We start from the raw sequence: 15,135 nt of genomic DNA on the forward strand, positions 1-15,135 counted from the left end.
CTCCCCAGCCCTCCCCTTGGCTGCGCCAAAGGGAGGGGGTGGATCAGCGAGCATCAGGCTGACGCGGCTGTTGCTTCCGGCTCCCTCCCTTTGGCGCAGCCAAGGGGAGGGCTGGGGAGGGGTAAGCCTTTGCCCCAAGCCCCCTGCCGAGCATGGCTCGGCACTACAGCGCGTACGGCTTAACCCCGCGCGCCCTCTTCGCCCGTTCCTGTTCCCGCACGCCGCTGCATGCGGCCCATCTCACGCACAGGAGCATGAACCATGCGCAGTTCGAACGCTTCCAGGCCGTACGGCCTGCCGGCACGCAGTGTCGCCCTGGCTGCAGCCGTCACCCTGCTCATCGGCCTGCCGGTAACAGCCGCGGTACGCCCGGCGCCACCCGCCCAGCCGGCGGTGGAGGGCGACCTGCAGGCGCCGGTATCCCTGCGCGTGCGCCAGACCCAACCCAACTTCCGCGGCCCCTCGGCCCGCACCTGCAACAACATGCCGGTGCTGCACGAAGTCGCCGATCCCAGCCCGACGCCACCCCGGCACATCTCCCTGCGCAGCAGGCATTCAACGGCGGAAGCCGGCTATGCCGATGCCGCGGCAGCGGAGGTATATCTGGCCCCACCGGTGATGCCCGCGCCGCCGGCTCCGCCGCCGCCAGCCGCACCGTCCACGCGCAGTTCCGCTATGTCGGATTCCGTGCCGGCGGCTGCCAAGGCTTCCCCGAGCGCGCCAGCTTCTGGTTCCGTTCCGGCCTATCGGCAGCAGCAAACGCCGGTGACCGCCGGCGTGGTCGATGACAACACCGACTTTGGTGGCTTCCAGCAATTCCTGCAGCGCCATGAGGAGGCAACGCGGCTGGGACGCGATATCAGCGTGCGCCAGCGCCTGCAGGTGATCGATGCACAGGGCCGCCCGGTGCCCGATGCCGAAGTGGCGGTGAGCAGCGCCAACGGCGCGCGCATGTGGGCCCGCACCGATGCCGGTGGCCAGGTGTGGCTGCATCCCAATGCCTTTGATGATCGCGATTCGAGCAGCTACCAGGTGCAGGTGCGCCGCGCAGGCAAGACCAGCAGCGCAGCGTTGCAGCGCGGGCAGAAGAACGTGCTGCAGGTGGTCATGCCCGCCGCCACGCTGCCGGCACGCGCAAAGCTGGACCTGGTGTTCATGGTCGATGCCACCGGTTCGATGGCCGATGAAATCGACAAGCTGCGCGATTCGTTGCAGGGCATCGTCAACGAGATCGGCCAGCTGCCGTCGAACCCGGATATCTGCCTGGGACTGGTGACCTACCGCGATCGAGGTGATGAGTATTTCGTGCGTGGTTGGGACATGACCTACAACATCGCCGCGTTTCAGAAGGTGCTCGATGGCGTGCGGGCCAACGGCGGCGGTGATTACCCCGAGGCCATGAACGAAGCCTTCGATCATGCGGTGCAGGGGTTGAACTGGCGTGGCCCGTCGACGACCCGAGTGCTGGTGTCGCTGGCCGACGCGCCGCCACAGATGGGCTATCCGCCGCCGCGTTACGACCAGACCATGCTGGCCGCGCTGGGCAAGGGCATCAAGGTGTTCAGCGTGGCCGCCTCCGGCCAGGACACCACCGGCGAGATCGTGCAGCGGCAGATCGCCCAGTACACCGGCGGCCGCTTCATCTTCCTCACCTACAAGGATGCGTCCGACCCGTCGAGTGGCCCCGGCAGCGAGACCGTGCATGAGGTGGCCAACTATTCGGTCGACACGCTGGACCAGCTGGTGGTGCGGCTGGTGCGCGAGGAGCTGGCGCAGTTGCCGGTGGCGGGGAAGCGGGATTAGGAGGGATTGGGCCGTCCGTAGGAGCGGCGTGAGCCGCTAAGCCACCGCCGCATCCGGCGCGGTGGTGCCAGCAATTGCATGATCTTTCACCAATTGCGCCTTCATCGGCTTCGCGGCTCACGCTGCTCCTACAGGCAGCGGCATCGGATCCAATGGGCCCGGTGCCGGCGACGAAATGCGGTTGGTCTCTGCGAAAGCCACGCCGAATTTTCATCAGAACATCACGCACTGAACACGCAGTTTTTACGGATAAAAAAAGCCACAAAAAGTCTTGACTGCGCACTCCATCCAAGCAGTTGGCAGGGTCCAGGCCGGGTCGTTTCCAGGCCAGCCCTTGCGCCACAAGGCTCGGCACGAATTCACCACATTTCGTGTTGACCATGCCAACTACCCCCACTATCTTGTGGCTCGTCGGTTCCGGTGGGTTTGCGCCCACTGGATTGAAAGGGAAGCTGGTGACGCCTGCGGGCCATTCCAGCACTGCCCCGCAGCGGTAATTGGGAACGACCCCGTCAACGCACTGAGGCACCGGCCTTGGGAAGCGACGGAGTAGGAGAAGGCCCCCGCCTTCATGCCCAAAAGTCCGAAGACCTGCCGACAGCCGCGCGATGCACACCGCGCGGTGCCGGCTGCGGTGTCTTCGAGGGGAAGACGGCTGGTGACGCAGTGCCGTTTGTTGTATGGCCGCTGGCCATGCGCAATCTCGGCTGTTGCGACACCGTCCTTCCATGCTCCCGACTCCGCTACCGGCCCCGGTTCCTGCGAGGGCAGGGGCTGCGTGCAACCACGCCATGAAGGACACATCGTCGTGACCACTTCCGTTTCCGAAGTCGCCCCGGCCGAGGCCGGCTTTGAACTGACCCCGCCGCCCACCGCTACTGCCATGAGCGTAACCAAGCGCAATGGCAACACCGAGCCGGTGGACCTGAACAAGATCGTCCGCGCCATCCAGCGTTGCTGTGAGGGCCTGCATTCGGTCGACCCGATGCGCGTGGCCACCCGCACCATCTCCGGCCTGTACAACGGCGCCACCACCCAGGAGCTGGATGAACTGTCCATCCGCACCGCTGCGCTGCTGATCGGCGAAGAGCCCGAATACGGCCGCCTGGCTGCGCGCCTGCTGGCCAACTTCATCGCCAAGGAAGTGTCCGGCCAGGAAATCCACGCGTTCTCGCAGTCGGTGGGTCGTGGCCACGAAGTGGGCCTGATCAACGATCGCCTGCTCAACTTCGTGCAGATCAACGCACGCAAGCTCAACGATGCGATCGATCCGGCGTATGACCTGAATTTCGATTACTTCGGCCTGCGCACGCTGTACGACCGTTACCTGCTGCGCCACCCGCATACGCGCAAGGTCATCGAGAATCCGCAGCAGTTCTTCCTGCGCATCGCCAGCGCGCTGAGCGAGGACGTGCCTGAAGCACTGGCGCTGTACCAGCGCCTGGGCAGCCTGGACTACCTGCCGTCCAGCCCGACCCTGTTCAACGCCGGCACCAGCCACGAGCAGCTGTCCTCGTGCTTCCTGCTGGACTCGCCGCTGGATTCGCTCGAATCGATCTACGCCAAGTACGGCGACATCGCGCAGCTGTCCAAGTTCAGTGGCGGCATCGGCGTGAGCTACACCCGCGTGCGTTCGCGCGGCTCGCTGATCAAATCCACCAACGGCCATTCCAACGGCATCGTGCCGTGGCTGAAGACGCTGGATTCCTCGGTGGCTGCGGTCAACCAGGGCGGCAAGCGCAAGGGCGCGGCCTGCGTGTATCTGGAAACCTGGCACGCCGACATCGAGGATTTCCTCGAGCTGCGTGACAACGCAGGTGACGACTCGCGCCGTACCCACAACCTCAACCTGGCCAACTGGGTCCCGGACCTGTTCATGCAGCGCGTGGAGAGTGACCAGGAATGGTCGCTGTTCGACCCGCGCGTGGTGCCGGAATTCACCGACCTGTACGGCCCGGCGTTCGAGCAGGCGTACCTGCAGGCCGAGGCGCAGGGCAAGGCTTCGCGCACCATCTCCGCGCGCAAGTTGTACGGCCGGATGATGCGCACGCTGGCCGAGACCGGCAACGGCTGGATGACGTTCAAGGACAAGTGCAACCTGGCCAGCAACCAGACCCTGCGCCCGGGCAACGTGATCCACCTGTCCAACCTGTGCACCGAGATCCTGGAAGTCAGCTCCAACGATGAAACGGCGGTGTGCAACCTGGGTTCGATCAACCTGGGCAACCACTTCGACGAGCACGGTGATTTCGACTACGACAAGCTGGCCGAGACCGTGCGCCTGGCCGTGCGCCAGCTCGACCGCGTCATCGACCTGAACTTCTACCCGATCGAGAGCACCCGCCGCGGCAACCTGCGCTGGCGCCCGGTCGGCTTGGGCTGCATGGGCCTGCAGGACGTGTTCTTCCGCAAGCGCCTGGCGTTCGATTCGGCCGAGGCCCGCGCGCTGTCGAAGAAGATCGCCGAGACGATCTACTTCCATGCGCTGGAGACCTCGTGCGAGCTGGCGACCGAGCGCGGCAAGCACCCCTCCTTCAACGACACCCGCGCGGTCAACGGCGAGCTGCAGTTCGATGCCTGGAACGTGGTGCCGGAAGACACCGCGCGCTGGGACGCGCTGCGCGAGCGCATCAAGCAGCATGGCCTGCGCAACTCGCTGATGATCGCGATCGCCCCGACCGCGACCATCGCCTCGATTGCCGGTTGCTACGAGTGCGTGGAGCCGCAGGTGTCCAACCTGTTCAAGCGCGAGACGCTGTCCGGTGACTTCCTGCAGATCAACCGCCACCTGGTGGGCGAGCTGAAGCAGTTGGGCATGTGGACGGCGGAAATGCGCGATGCGATCAAGCTGGCCGATGGTTCGATCCAGAACCTGCCGCAGATTCCCGAAGCGCTGCGCCACATCTACCGCACTGCCTGGGAACTGCCGATGCGTTCGCTGATCGACATGGCTGCCGACCGCGGTGCCTTCATCGACCAGTCGGCCTCGCTCAACCTGTTCATGGAGAGCCCGAACATCGGCGCGATGTCCTCCATGTACATGTACGCGTGGAAGCAGGGCATCAAGACCACGTATTACCTGCGCTCGCGCCCGGCCACCAAGATCGCCAAGACCACGGTCAGCACGTATACACCGGTCGAAGCCGTGGCCTGCTCGCTGGAAAACCCGGAAGCCTGCGAAGCCTGCCAGTAAAGGCGAGCAACGAGGGAGCAGGAGTGAGGAATGAGGGAGTGCCGAATCAGCGTTTCTTCACCCTCACTTCTGTTTCCTTCGTCGGCGCCGCAGGGTGGTGAGCATGCGGCTGGTTTCATCGATCAGGGCGCGGGCTTCCATCGTCTGCTCCAGCGGAAACCAGCGCAGGTGTTCGCACAGCGTCAGCAACGTTTCCAGTTCGGCCAGCGAGCCATGCGCGATGGCAAGAAAGTGTGCTTTGTCGGCGTTGGTTTCGCGAGCCCAGCCTTCGGCGACGTTGGCTGGGACAGAGATGGCGGCGCGAGTGAGTTGGCTGCGCATGCCATACACCTCTTCGCGCGGTAGCAGGGGCGTCAGGCGATAGGACGCCAATGCCAGGCGCATCGCCTTTTGCCAGACCACTGCGTTTCGATAATACATTCCCCCTCCAGGGGCGGTGAGTACCCAATTTCGCTTCTGGCCTAAGAAAGCCAATCAAGGAATACCCAATGTCTTCGTCAGCCGATATCGATCAGGTCGCCACTCTCGCTTCTCACTCCTCATCACTCACTCCTGGACAGGAGCACGGCCGCATGCTGCTTGATCCCGGTTTCGAACTGACGTTGCGTCCGATGCGTTACCCGGACTTCTACGAGATGTACCGCAACGCGATCAAGAACAGCTGGACCGTGGATGAGATCAATTTCCAGATCGACATCACCGACCTGCACCACAAGATGAGCCCGGCCGACCGCCATCTGATCCACCGTCTGGTTGCGTTCTTCGCCACCGGTGACTCGATCGTTTCCAACAACCTGGTGCTGAACCTGTACCAGCACCTCAATGCGCCGGAAGCGCGCATGTACCTGTCGCGCCAGTTGTATGAAGAAGCGCTGCACGTGCAGTTCTACCTGACCCTGCTGGACAACTATCTGCCGGATCCGGAAGAGCGCTTCAAGGCATTCGATGCGGTGGAGAACATCGACTCGATCAAGAAGAAGGCCGACTTCTGCTTCAAGTGGATCGACTCCATCCAGGGCATCACCCGCATCGAGACTCGCGAGCAGCGTCGCCAGTTCCTGCTCAACCAGATCTGCTTTGCCGCCTGCATCGAAGGCCTGTTCTTCTTTGCCGCGTTCGCTTACGTGTACTACTTCCGTTCGCGCGGTTTGCTGCCGGGCCTGGCCTCGGGCACCAACTGGGTGTTCCGCGACGAAAGCTGCCACATGGATTTCGCCTTCGAATGCGTGCGCACCATCCGCGCCGAGGAGCCGGATCTGTTTGACGCGAAGATGGAACAGCAGGTCTACGAAATGCTGGAAGAAGCCATCGAATGCGAAGTGCAGTTCGCCGAGGACGTGCTGTCCGGCGGTGTGGCCGGCATCTCCACCCGCGACATGCGGCAGTACCTGCAGCATTGCGCCGACAACCACTTCGCCAAGCTGGGCATGGCCAGGAAGTACAACGTGCGCAACCCGCTGCCGTTCATGGAACTGCAGGACGTGCAGGAACTGACCAATTTCTTCGAGCGCCGCGTTTCCGCGTACCAGGTGGGCGTGCAGGGCGAAGTCTCGTTCGACATGGCGTTCTAAGCGGCCGGTTGAAGGGCCGTTGTAGGAGCGGCGTAAGCCGCGAAGCCGACAGCCTCACCGTTGTTGCAATGCCTGCAATCGCACACATCCAACGCCTCGATGCGAAAGCCTCGGGGCGTTGCTGTTCTCGCGCGGCCATGTCGTCTGCGCCATTGAGGATCGCCAGCTTCGCGCCCGAAGGCGCTCCTACGAAAATCACTGGCTGCCGCTGGCTGTTGTAGGAGCGGCGTAAGCCGCTAAGCCGACAGCCTCACCGTTGTTGCAATGCCTGCAATTGCACACATCCAATGTCGCGATGCGAAAGCCTCGGGGCGTTGCTGTTCCTGCGCGGCCATGTCACCTGCGCCATGGAGGATCGCCAGCTTCGCGCCTGAAGGCGCTCCTACGACGAGCGGTCCAGCCTGCGCCTGGATCCGGTTGGTACTTCGTAAAACACGCACGCTTCATCACCCCGCATACACCGGCCGCACAGGCTGCCGGGCGTATCATCTGCTCCAATCTGAAAGCCGGTATCCCCCATGACCCCCATTCCCGAAACCAATCCGCCTACCGAAGTCCGTATGGCCGAGATTGTGTTCCCCAACCACACCAACCACATGGGCACGCTGTTCGGTGGCCAGGCACTGGCGTGGATGGACAAGGCCGCATTCCTCGCCGCCGCCCGGTATTCGCGTTGCACGGTGGTCACCGCACGTTCGGACCAGGTCGATTTCAAGCTGCCGATCCGCATTGGCCAGATGGTGGAAACCATCGGCCGGGTGGTGCGCGTCGGGCGCAGCTCGATGACCGTCGAGGTGGAACTGGTCACCGAAGACCTGCTTACCGGTGAGCGCAAGCTGTGCACAAAGGGCACCTTCGTGATGATCGCGCTCGATGCCGACGGTCATCCGACCGCCGTGCCGGCGTTGCCGAGATAAGTCGGCGACCATCGCGATGAGCACCTCCTCGTTCGAGTACATCGATTGCCTGTCTCCGGCGCTGGTGACCGAGCTGCCGGAGTTCATCGCCAACCATCGGCGCCTGCTGGTGTTGACCGGCGCCGGTTGCAGCACCGATTCGGGAATACCGGATTACCGCGATGCCGATGGCCAATGGAAGCGCACGCCGCCGGTGACGTTCCAGGCATTCATGGGCCAGGCCGCGACGCGGCAGCGCTACTGGGCGCGCAGCCTGGTCGGTTGGCCGCGCTTCGGCCTGGCTCATCCCAATACCACCCACCACGCGTTGGCTGCGCTGGAGGCTGATGGCCGGGTCGAACTGCTGCTGACCCAGAACGTGGATTGTCTGCACCAGCGCGCCGGCAGCCAGACGGTGATCGATCTGCATGGGCGGCTGGACCAGGTGCGCTGCATGGACTGCGAGCAACGCTCCCCGCGCGATGTCCTGCAACAGCGGCTGCTGCAGGCCAACCCCGGTTGGGCGGAGTTGGAAGCGGCGATCGCGCCCGATGGCGATGCCGATCTTGAGACGGACTTTTCCGGCTTTGCGGTGCCGGCGTGCGAACACTGCGGCGGCATCCTCAAGCCGGACGTGGTGTTCTTCGGCGAAAACGTGCCGCGCGAGCGGGTGGCCGCGGTGCATTCACATCTGCAACGGGCCGACGCGGTGTTGGTGGTGGGCTCGTCATTGATGGTCTATTCCGGCTTCCGTTTCGTGGATGCAGCGGCCAAGGCCGGCCTGCCGGTAGCTGCGGTGAACATGGGGCGCACCCGCGCCGACGCGCTGCTGTCGCTGAAGGTCGAAATGCCTTGTGCGCAGGCGCTGGCGTTCCTGCTCGACGGCACCAAGACGCAGTGATCCACCACGCCGGTTGAATCGATCAGGGCGTGGGCGTGCAATGCACCTCTTTCCTTTTTCAGGATCATCCCCGTGAGCCACCTGTTCTCGCCCTTGTCGCTGGGCCCGCTGTCGCTCTCCAACCGCATCGTGATCGCACCGATGTGCCAGTACTCGGCCGAGGAAGGCCAGGCCACGGATTGGCACACCATCCACCTGGGCCAGCTGGCCCAATCCGGGGCGGGCCTGTTGATCCTCGAAGCCACCGCCGTGCTGCCGGAAGGGCGCATCAGCTGGGCCGACCTGGGCCTGTGGGACGACGCCACCGAAGCCGCGCTGGGCAAGGTGCTGCGCTCGGTACGGCGCTGGTCGAAGATGCCGATCGGCGTGCAGCTGGCCCATGCCGGGCGCAAGGCGTCCACCGCGCGCCCGTGGGACGGTGGCCGTGCGATCGCACCGGACCAGGAACATGGCTGGCAGGTGCTGGCGCCGTCAGCGCTACCGTTTCTGGAAGGCGAGCCGAGGCCGCAGGCATTGGATGTTGCCGGTATCGATGCAGTGGTCGAAGCCTTCGCCGAAGCAGCACGACGTTCCGTGCGGTTGGGCTTGGACCTGATCGAGCTGCATGCCGCGCACGGCTACCTGCTGCATCAGTTCCTGTCGCCGCTGAGCAACCATCGCAGCGATGAATACGGCGGTTCGCTGGAAAACCGCATGCGCCTGCTGCTGCGCGTGTTCGACGCGGTGCGTGCGGCGGTGCCGGGCAAGGTCGCCGTGGGCGTGCGTATCTCGGCCACCGATTGGGTGGATGGCGGCTGGGATGTGGCGCAGAGCATCGAGCTGGCCAAGGCGCTGGAAGCGCGCGGCAATGAGTTCCTGCACGTTTCCAGCGGTGGGCTGGACCCGCGCCAGCAGATTCCGGTGGGGCCGGGCTATCAGGTGCCGGCCGCCGAAGCGATCAAGGCGCAGATCAGCACGCCGGTGATTGCCGTGGGCCTGATCACCGTGCCGGCCCAGGCTGAAACGATTCTGGTCGAAGGGCGTGCTGATGCCATCGGTCTTGCCCGAGGCATCCTCTACGACCCGCGCTGGCCGTGGCATGCCGCTGCTGCGTTGGGCACGCATATCAGCGCATCGCCGCAGTACCTGCGTTGTGAGCCGCATGAGGCGCGTGGTCTGTTCGATGTCGGGCGTTGCGACTGAGTCATCATCGGCTGGCCTGATGGAGCGCAGCCGTGCTGCGCTGGGGCTTCATCGGCAATGCCCCTGCCGAGCGTGGCTCGACACTACCGGGGTTCTCGTGCGCGGCTGATCCGTGTCAGCTGCAACCGGTTTTGCGGGACGGTGAGCGCACCGGTTACTGTCCGCAGCCCGCTTGTGCGATGTGTGCGGCCATGCGCCCTGATTTCATCCTGACCCTTTCCTGCCCGGACCGAACCGGCATCGTCTATCGCGTCTCCGGCCTGTTGTTCGAGGCGGGCTGCAACATCCTTGATGCCCAGCAGTTCGGCGACGAGGAAAGTGGCCGCTTCTTCCTGCGCGTGCATTTCGACATGACCGATATCGGTGATGCGCCGACCGTGCGTGCGCGCCTGCAGGCGCTGGGCGAGGAGTTCGCGATGGCGTGGGAGCTGCATGACGCCCGCCGCCGTGCACGGCTGTTGGTGCTGGTCAGCAAGCAGGGCCATTGCCTGAACGACCTGCTGTTCCGCACCCACAGCCGCCAGCTGAAGGTGGACATCGCGGCGGTGGCGTCCAACCACGCCGACTTCGGTGCGCTGGCCGGCTCCTATGGGGTGCCGTTCCACCATCTGCCGGTGAATGCGGACAATCGCGAGCAGCAGGAGCAGCAGCTCATCGATCTGGTCGAACGCGAGCGCATCGACCTGGTGGTGCTGGCGCGCTACATGCAGATCCTGTCACCGCGCCTGTGCCAGGCGCTGGCCGGGCGTGCAATCAACATCCATCACAGCTTCCTGCCCAGCTTCAAGGGCGCGCAGCCGTATCATCAGGCGCACGCGCGCGGGGTCAAGATCATCGGTGCCACCGCGCACTACGTGACCTCGGATCTGGATGAGGGGCCGATCATTGAACAGGACGTGGCGCGCGTGGACCATGCGATGACGCCGCGCGACCTGGTGCAGCTGGGCAGCGACACCGAATCGCAGGTACTGGCCCGCGCGGTGCGCCGCCATGTTGAACATCGCATCCTGCTCAACGGCCATCGCACGGTGGTGTTTCGCTGAGAGACTGGGCTAGGGTGGGTAAAGACAGGGCAACGGCACCCCTCCCCAACCTCCCCTGCGCGATGCGCAAGGGAGGGAGCAGAAGCGGCTTCGGCGATGCGCTGCCGGTTCAAGCGGGACAGCCCCCTCCCTTTGCCGAAGGCAAGGGGAAGGCTGGGGAGGGGTGCCTCACTGTTTCAGCTCTTCAGCCCCAGCCTCCAATCCAATCTCACTCCCGCACTTCAACCCCGCCTTCGATCAATGCAATCCGCGTCATCGCGTCATTGGCCGCCGACACCGGCCGGGTCAACTGCCACAGAAAGCGCACGCGGAAACCGCTGATCGCCGCATCCTGCGCGCTCCACAGCACGCAGTAATCACGCGCCAGGCCGCAGACATGCACCTCGGCGATGCCGCGTTCATGCAGCCAGCCGGCCAGGCCGGTGGCCGGGCGATCACCACGCGGGCCGTAGTTCTCACGGAACGCGCTGTACGAATCCACCTGCCGGTCCATGCCCTTGCGCAGGATCAGGTCGACGCTGTTCCAATCCACGCGCGGATCAAGCGCAGCTCCGGCGCTGCCCTGCACGCAATGGTCGGGCCAGAGCGTCTGCGGATGGCCGTGCAGCGTGAGCGTGTCGAACGGCTTGCGGCCACCATGCTGGCTGGCGAACGAGGCATGGTCGTGCGGGTGCCAGTCCTGGGTGGCGACGACAGTGGCGTACTGGCGGGCAGCCAGCAGCGCGGCAATACCCGGCACGATGGCATCGCCCTGCTGGCACGGCAACGCGCCGCCCGGCATGAAGTCCGGCTGTAGATCCACCACCAACAATGCAACGTCTTTTGCGTACATCCAGGATTTCCTGACGCGGGAGTGGGCACAGTCTACGACCACTGGTTGCAGGCGGCTTGGGTAGTTGTCATCCGGCGGTGGGAACAGGCCGCCTGGCGGGGACGCCGCCGCTCCTGCAACGCAGCCGGTTTCGGAAGCCGATTCATCACCTCATGCAGGCGCGAGAAGTGAGCGACGCACATGCCACGTCAACTCACTCCCCCGCCTGTTCCCCCGGCGTTTATGCCACGGCACGCTCACTACGCAGCGTGCGCGCGGCATCCACCATTGCTTCCAGTGCGGCGCGGGTTTCGTCCCAGCCACGGGTCTTCAGGCCGCAGTCCGGGTTCACCCACAACTTCTGCGCCGGCAGCACGTCGCTGGCCTTGCGCAGCAGCTCCACCATCTCGGCGGTGTCGGGAACGCGTGGCGAGTGGATGTCGTACACGCCCGGGCCCACCTGGTTGGGGTAGTCGAAACGGGCGAACGCATCGAGCAGTTCCATCCGTGAGCGTGAGGTCTCGATCGAGATCACGTCCGCATCCAGCGCGGCGACCGCTTCGATGATGTCGTTGAACTGCGCGTAGCACATGTGGGTGTGGATCTGCGTGGCATCGCCCACGCCGCTGGCACTGATGCCGAACGCCTGCACCGCCCAGTCCAGATACTCCTGCCATTGCGCGCGACGCAGCGGCAGGCCTTCGCGCAGTGCGGGTTCGTCGATCTGGATGGCACGGATGCCGGCGGCCTCCAGGTCATTTACCTCATCGCGCAGCGCCAACGCGATCTGCCGGCAGGTGTCGGCGCGCGACTGGTCATCACGCACGAACGACCATTGCAGCACCGTCACCGGACCGGTCAGCATGCCCTTCATCGGCTTGTCGGTGAGCGACTGCGCGTACTGCGACCAACGCACCGTCATCGGTGCCGGGCGGCTGACATCGCCGTAGATCAGCGGTGGCTTCACGCAACGCGAGCCGTAGCTCTGCACCCAGCCGTTGCCGGTGAAGGCAAAGCCATCCAGCTGCTCGCCGAAGTACTCGACCATGTCGTTGCGTTCGAACTCGCCGTGCACCAGCACGTCCAGCCCGATCTGTTCCTGCACGCGCACGCAGTGCTCGGTCTGCTCGGCGAGGAACGCATCGTAGTCGGCGGCGGTGAGCTTGCCCGACTTGTGGCGCGCGCGCGCCTCGCGCACCTGTTGTGTCTGCGGGAACGAACCGATGGTGGTGGTCGGGAAAGCCGGCAAACGCAGCGCATGCGCCTGCAGCACCTGCCGCTGTACATGCGGCGTTGTGCGCACCGCATCGCCAGCGGCCAGTGCGGCAAGGCGGGCTTTGACCGTGTTGTTGTGCACGCGCGGCGAGCGGCGACGTGATTCGATCGCTTCGCGTGCCGCCGCCAGTGCCGGCTCGGCTTCGGCCTTGCCATCAAGCGCGTCGGCCAGGGTGCGCAGTTCCTGCAACTTCTGCCTGGAGAACGCGAGCCAGCTGCGCAGCTCCGGGTCCAGCTTCTTTTCCAGCGTGAGATCTACCGGGCAGTGCAGCAGCGAGCACGACGGTGCCAGCCACAGCCTGTCGGTGCCGCGGTGGCCGGCGGCGTAGCGGGCCAGGATCAGCGCATTGTCCAACGCGTTGCGCCAGATGTTGCGGCCGTTGACCAGGCCCAGCGACAGCACCCGAGCAGCGGGCAGTGCACGCACCACGGCGTCGAGCTGTTCCGGCGCGCGGACCAGGTCCACATGCAGGCCCTCCACCGACAACGAGGTAGCCAGGCCGAGGTTGTCGTCCAGCGCGCCGAAGTAGGTGGCCAGCAGGATGTCCGGACGCGGCACGTCGGACAGCCACGCATAGGCGCGCACGAAGGCTGCATGCGCGTTGTCGTCCAGGTCCTGCACCAACACCGGCTCGTCCAACTGCACCCACGATGCGCCCAGTTGTTTCAGTTCGCCCAGCAGTTGTGCGTAGGCTGGCAGCAGGTTGTTGAGCAGGTCCAGCGGATTACTGCCATCAGTGGTCTTGGACAGCAGCAGGAAGCTCACCGGTCCCAGCAGTACCGGCCGGGTGTCGATGCCCAGTGCCTTGGCTTCCCGGTATTCGGCCAGCGGCTTGTCGCCGCGCAGCGTGAATGCCTGGTCGCGCTGCAGTTCGGGTACCAGGTAGTGGTAGTTGGTGTCGAACCACTTGGTCATTTCCAGCGCGTGCAGATCCACGCCGTCGCGCTGCCGGCCACGCGCCATCGCGAAGTAGGCGGCCAGCGGGTTGTGTTCGGCCAGGGCGCGGTAGCGCTCGGGAATGGCATCAAACAGCACGGCGGTATCAAGCACGTGGTCGTACAGGCTGAAGTCGTTGCTCGGAGGCACATCGACGCCGGCTTCGTGTTGCAGCTGCCAATGGCGTGCGCGCAATGCGGCGGCGGTGGCCTGCAGTTGCGCGGCGTCGGTTTCGTCGCGCCAGTAGCTCTCAAGTGCGTGCTTGAGCTCGCGGCGCGCGCCGATTCGGGGGAACCCCAGGTTGGTAACGCTAGTCATGACTGTTTCCTCATTGCATGGGCATTGAGGAACGAAGGAACCGCGCGATGGCCGTGCCGATGTTGGCCGCGTCCACCCCGCCAGCGACCTTCGCCCCCGCGGGCGAACCGGACTCATGCGGGGGCACGGGGCACCGCCCCGCGCACAGGCAGGGACAGCGCCGGTCGTCTCCCCGCGGAGACTCCAGGTCGAAACAGGGGACGGCAGGTCCCCCGGCCGAGGCCGGTATTCGGGCTGATGGACGCGAGCGCGGATGCGCTCACCTAGTAGCCGTCGCTTCCCGGGCACAAGCCCAGTGCTGTTGACGGCGGTCGTTTCCATTCACCGCTGCGGGGCAGCTCCGGAATGACAGGCCTTGCGGCCGGCTTCACCGGATTCCCGTTTAAATTCATCCCTTCATGCGGATAGAGGGATGAATACCTTTGGCGCGCACAAAATAGGCCGCTTGCCGGCGGGGGTCAAGGGGATTGATCGGCGGGAACAGGGGCCAGGGATCAGGGATCAGGGGGCAGGGGGCAGGAGGCAGGAGGCAGGAGCTTTCCCTTCTCCCGCTTGCGGGGGAAGGTGCCCGCAGGGCGGATGGGGGTTCTTTGGGGTTTGCTCTGGAGGCAAAAGCTCAAAGCGCCCTCATCCGGTGCTTCGCACCACCTTCTCCCGCCGACGGGAGAAGTGATACGGCCCACGTTTTGAATCCCGAATTCCGCTAGTCCCTCAATGCGCCGTGGAGCGCGAGAACACGTTGATCACGATCACCCCGGCGCAGATCAGGGTAATGCCGAGGATGGCCGGCAGGTCCAGCCGCTGCTTGAACACGAACAGGCCGATCAACGAGATCAGCACGATGCCAACACCGGACCAGATGGCGTAGGCAATACCGGTGGGTATCGTGCGCATGACCATCGACAACAGCCAGAAGCACACGCCGTAACCGGCCATCGCGCCAAGCGTTGGCCATAACCGGGTCATGCCGTCGGAGGCTTTCAACAACGAAGTGGCAAGGACTTCCAGGGCGATGGCGCAGGCCAGCAGTGCGTAGGCATTCATGGGTAGAAACAGGTTGGCGACGTAATCGGCGCACGTTCGATTCTACTTGGCCTGCTTATCAACGTGGTTCGATGCAATGTCCTGGCGTGGCCGTGCGTAAGAGTTGGCGTTGTCCCATTGAGCGTACATGCATGCAGAGGACATCCCCTTCACGGCGATGC

The 15,135-nt window shown here is 64.7% G+C and carries 11 protein-coding genes and 2 riboswitches; of the genes, 7 read left to right on the forward strand and 4 right to left on the reverse strand.

Features of this window, described 5'->3' with window-relative positions; genetic code table 11:
• The first annotated feature begins 261 nt into the window (after window positions 1–261).
• Together LR961_RS02020 and LR961_RS02025 are read left to right on the forward strand one after the other, a co-directional pair.
• The gene (locus LR961_RS02020) at window positions 262–1,803 is read left to right on the forward strand and encodes a VWA domain-containing protein (protein ID WP_232146758.1); all 1,542 of its coding nucleotides are present in this window, start codon (window positions 262–264) and stop codon (window positions 1,801–1,803) included.
• Between the two features lie 395 nt (window positions 1,804–2,198).
• Window positions 2,199–2,417: riboswitch (cobalamin riboswitch) on the forward strand.
• Window positions 2,418–2,686: 269 nt separating this feature from the next.
• The gene (locus tag LR961_RS02025; protein ID WP_232149156.1) at window positions 2,687–4,996 is read left to right on the forward strand and encodes a ribonucleoside-diphosphate reductase subunit alpha; all 2,310 of its coding nucleotides are present in this window, start codon (window positions 2,687–2,689) and stop codon (window positions 4,994–4,996) included.
• A gap of 63 nt (window positions 4,997–5,059) precedes the next feature.
• Here the strand turns inward: LR961_RS02025 and LR961_RS02030 are convergent, their stop codons facing one another.
• Window positions 5,060–5,416 carry a four helix bundle protein gene (locus tag LR961_RS02030; RefSeq protein ID WP_232146759.1) on the reverse strand — a complete coding sequence of 119 codons (357 nt, stop codon included), beginning with the start codon at window positions 5,414–5,416 and terminating at the stop codon, window positions 5,060–5,062.
• A gap of 152 nt (window positions 5,417–5,568) precedes the next feature.
• On the opposite strand from LR961_RS02030, the gene LR961_RS02035 reads away from it, so the two are divergent.
• The 5 genes from LR961_RS02035 (at window position 5,569) to purU (ending at window position 10,589) form a co-directional block, all read left to right on the forward strand.
• Window positions 5,569–6,567 (forward strand): ribonucleotide-diphosphate reductase subunit beta, encoded by a 999-nt coding sequence (locus LR961_RS02035; protein WP_232149159.1) that lies wholly within the window; start codon window positions 5,569–5,571, stop codon window positions 6,565–6,567.
• A gap of 518 nt (window positions 6,568–7,085) precedes the next feature.
• The gene (locus LR961_RS02040) at window positions 7,086–7,484 is read left to right on the forward strand and encodes an acyl-CoA thioesterase (protein ID WP_232146760.1); all 399 of its coding nucleotides are present in this window, start codon (window positions 7,086–7,088) and stop codon (window positions 7,482–7,484) included.
• A gap of 61 nt (window positions 7,485–7,545) precedes the next feature.
• On the forward strand, window positions 7,546–8,364 hold the full coding sequence (locus LR961_RS02045) for an NAD-dependent protein deacetylase (RefSeq protein ID WP_232149160.1): 819 nt from the start codon (window positions 7,546–7,548) through the stop codon (window positions 8,362–8,364).
• A gap of 72 nt (window positions 8,365–8,436) precedes the next feature.
• Window positions 8,437–9,546 carry an NADH:flavin oxidoreductase/NADH oxidase gene (locus LR961_RS02050; RefSeq protein ID WP_232146761.1) on the forward strand — a complete coding sequence of 370 codons (1,110 nt, stop codon included), beginning with the start codon at window positions 8,437–8,439 and terminating at the stop codon, window positions 9,544–9,546.
• Window positions 9,547–9,737: 191 nt separating this feature from the next.
• Window positions 9,738–10,589 carry a formyltetrahydrofolate deformylase gene (gene purU, locus LR961_RS02055; RefSeq protein WP_232146762.1) on the forward strand — a complete coding sequence of 284 codons (852 nt, stop codon included), beginning with the start codon at window positions 9,738–9,740 and terminating at the stop codon, window positions 10,587–10,589.
• 208 nt (window positions 10,590–10,797) lie between these two features.
• On the opposite strand, the gene pncA is transcribed toward purU, so the two are convergent.
• The 3 genes from pncA to LR961_RS02070 all read right to left on the reverse strand — a co-directional run bounded on the left by pncA (window position 10,798) and on the right by LR961_RS02070 (window position 14,974).
• A complete protein-coding gene (gene pncA / locus LR961_RS02060; protein WP_232146763.1) occupies window positions 10,798–11,421 on the reverse strand; it encodes a bifunctional nicotinamidase/pyrazinamidase in 624 nt (207 codons plus the stop codon).
• A 220-nt stretch (window positions 11,422–11,641) separates the two neighbouring features.
• Entirely contained in the window at window positions 11,642–13,930 is a 2,289-nt protein-coding gene (metE, locus tag LR961_RS02065; protein ID WP_232146764.1) for a 5-methyltetrahydropteroyltriglutamate--homocysteine S-methyltransferase, read from the reverse strand.
• A 202-nt stretch (window positions 13,931–14,132) separates the two neighbouring features.
• A riboswitch (cobalamin riboswitch) is annotated at window positions 14,133–14,369 on the reverse strand.
• 272 nt (window positions 14,370–14,641) lie between these two features.
• Window positions 14,642–14,974, reverse strand: coding sequence for an SMR family transporter (locus LR961_RS02070; protein WP_232146765.1), 333 nt, complete (start codon window positions 14,972–14,974; stop codon window positions 14,642–14,644).
• Window positions 14,975–15,135 lie beyond the last annotated feature (161 nt).

The organism is Stenotrophomonas sp. SY1, from assembly GCF_021202945.1.
Lineage (GTDB): Bacteria > Pseudomonadota > Gammaproteobacteria > Xanthomonadales > Xanthomonadaceae > Stenotrophomonas.

Excerpts from the sequence above, each read along its gene's own strand:
- LR961_RS02020 (WP_232146758.1), top strand. The coding sequence starts at position 262 with ATGCGCAGTTCGAACGCTTCCAGGCCGTACGGCCTGCCGGCACGCAGT.
- LR961_RS02025 (WP_232149156.1), top strand. The coding sequence starts at position 2,687 with ATGAGCGTAACCAAGCGCAATGGCAACACCGAGCCGGTGGACCTGAAC.
- LR961_RS02030 (WP_232146759.1), bottom strand. The coding sequence starts at position 5,416 with ATGTATTATCGAAACGCAGTGGTCTGGCAAAAGGCGATGCGCCTGGCA.
- LR961_RS02035 (WP_232149159.1), top strand. The coding sequence starts at position 5,569 with ATGCTGCTTGATCCCGGTTTCGAACTGACGTTGCGTCCGATGCGTTAC.
- LR961_RS02040 (WP_232146760.1), top strand. The coding sequence starts at position 7,086 with ATGACCCCCATTCCCGAAACCAATCCGCCTACCGAAGTCCGTATGGCC.
- purU (WP_232146762.1), top strand. The coding sequence starts at position 9,738 with ATGCGCCCTGATTTCATCCTGACCCTTTCCTGCCCGGACCGAACCGGC.
- pncA (WP_232146763.1), bottom strand. The coding sequence starts at position 11,421 with ATGTACGCAAAAGACGTTGCATTGTTGGTGGTGGATCTACAGCCGGAC.
- metE (WP_232146764.1), bottom strand. The coding sequence starts at position 13,930 with ATGACTAGCGTTACCAACCTGGGGTTCCCCCGAATCGGCGCGCGCCGC.
- LR961_RS02070 (WP_232146765.1), bottom strand. The coding sequence starts at position 14,974 with ATGAATGCCTACGCACTGCTGGCCTGCGCCATCGCCCTGGAAGTCCTT.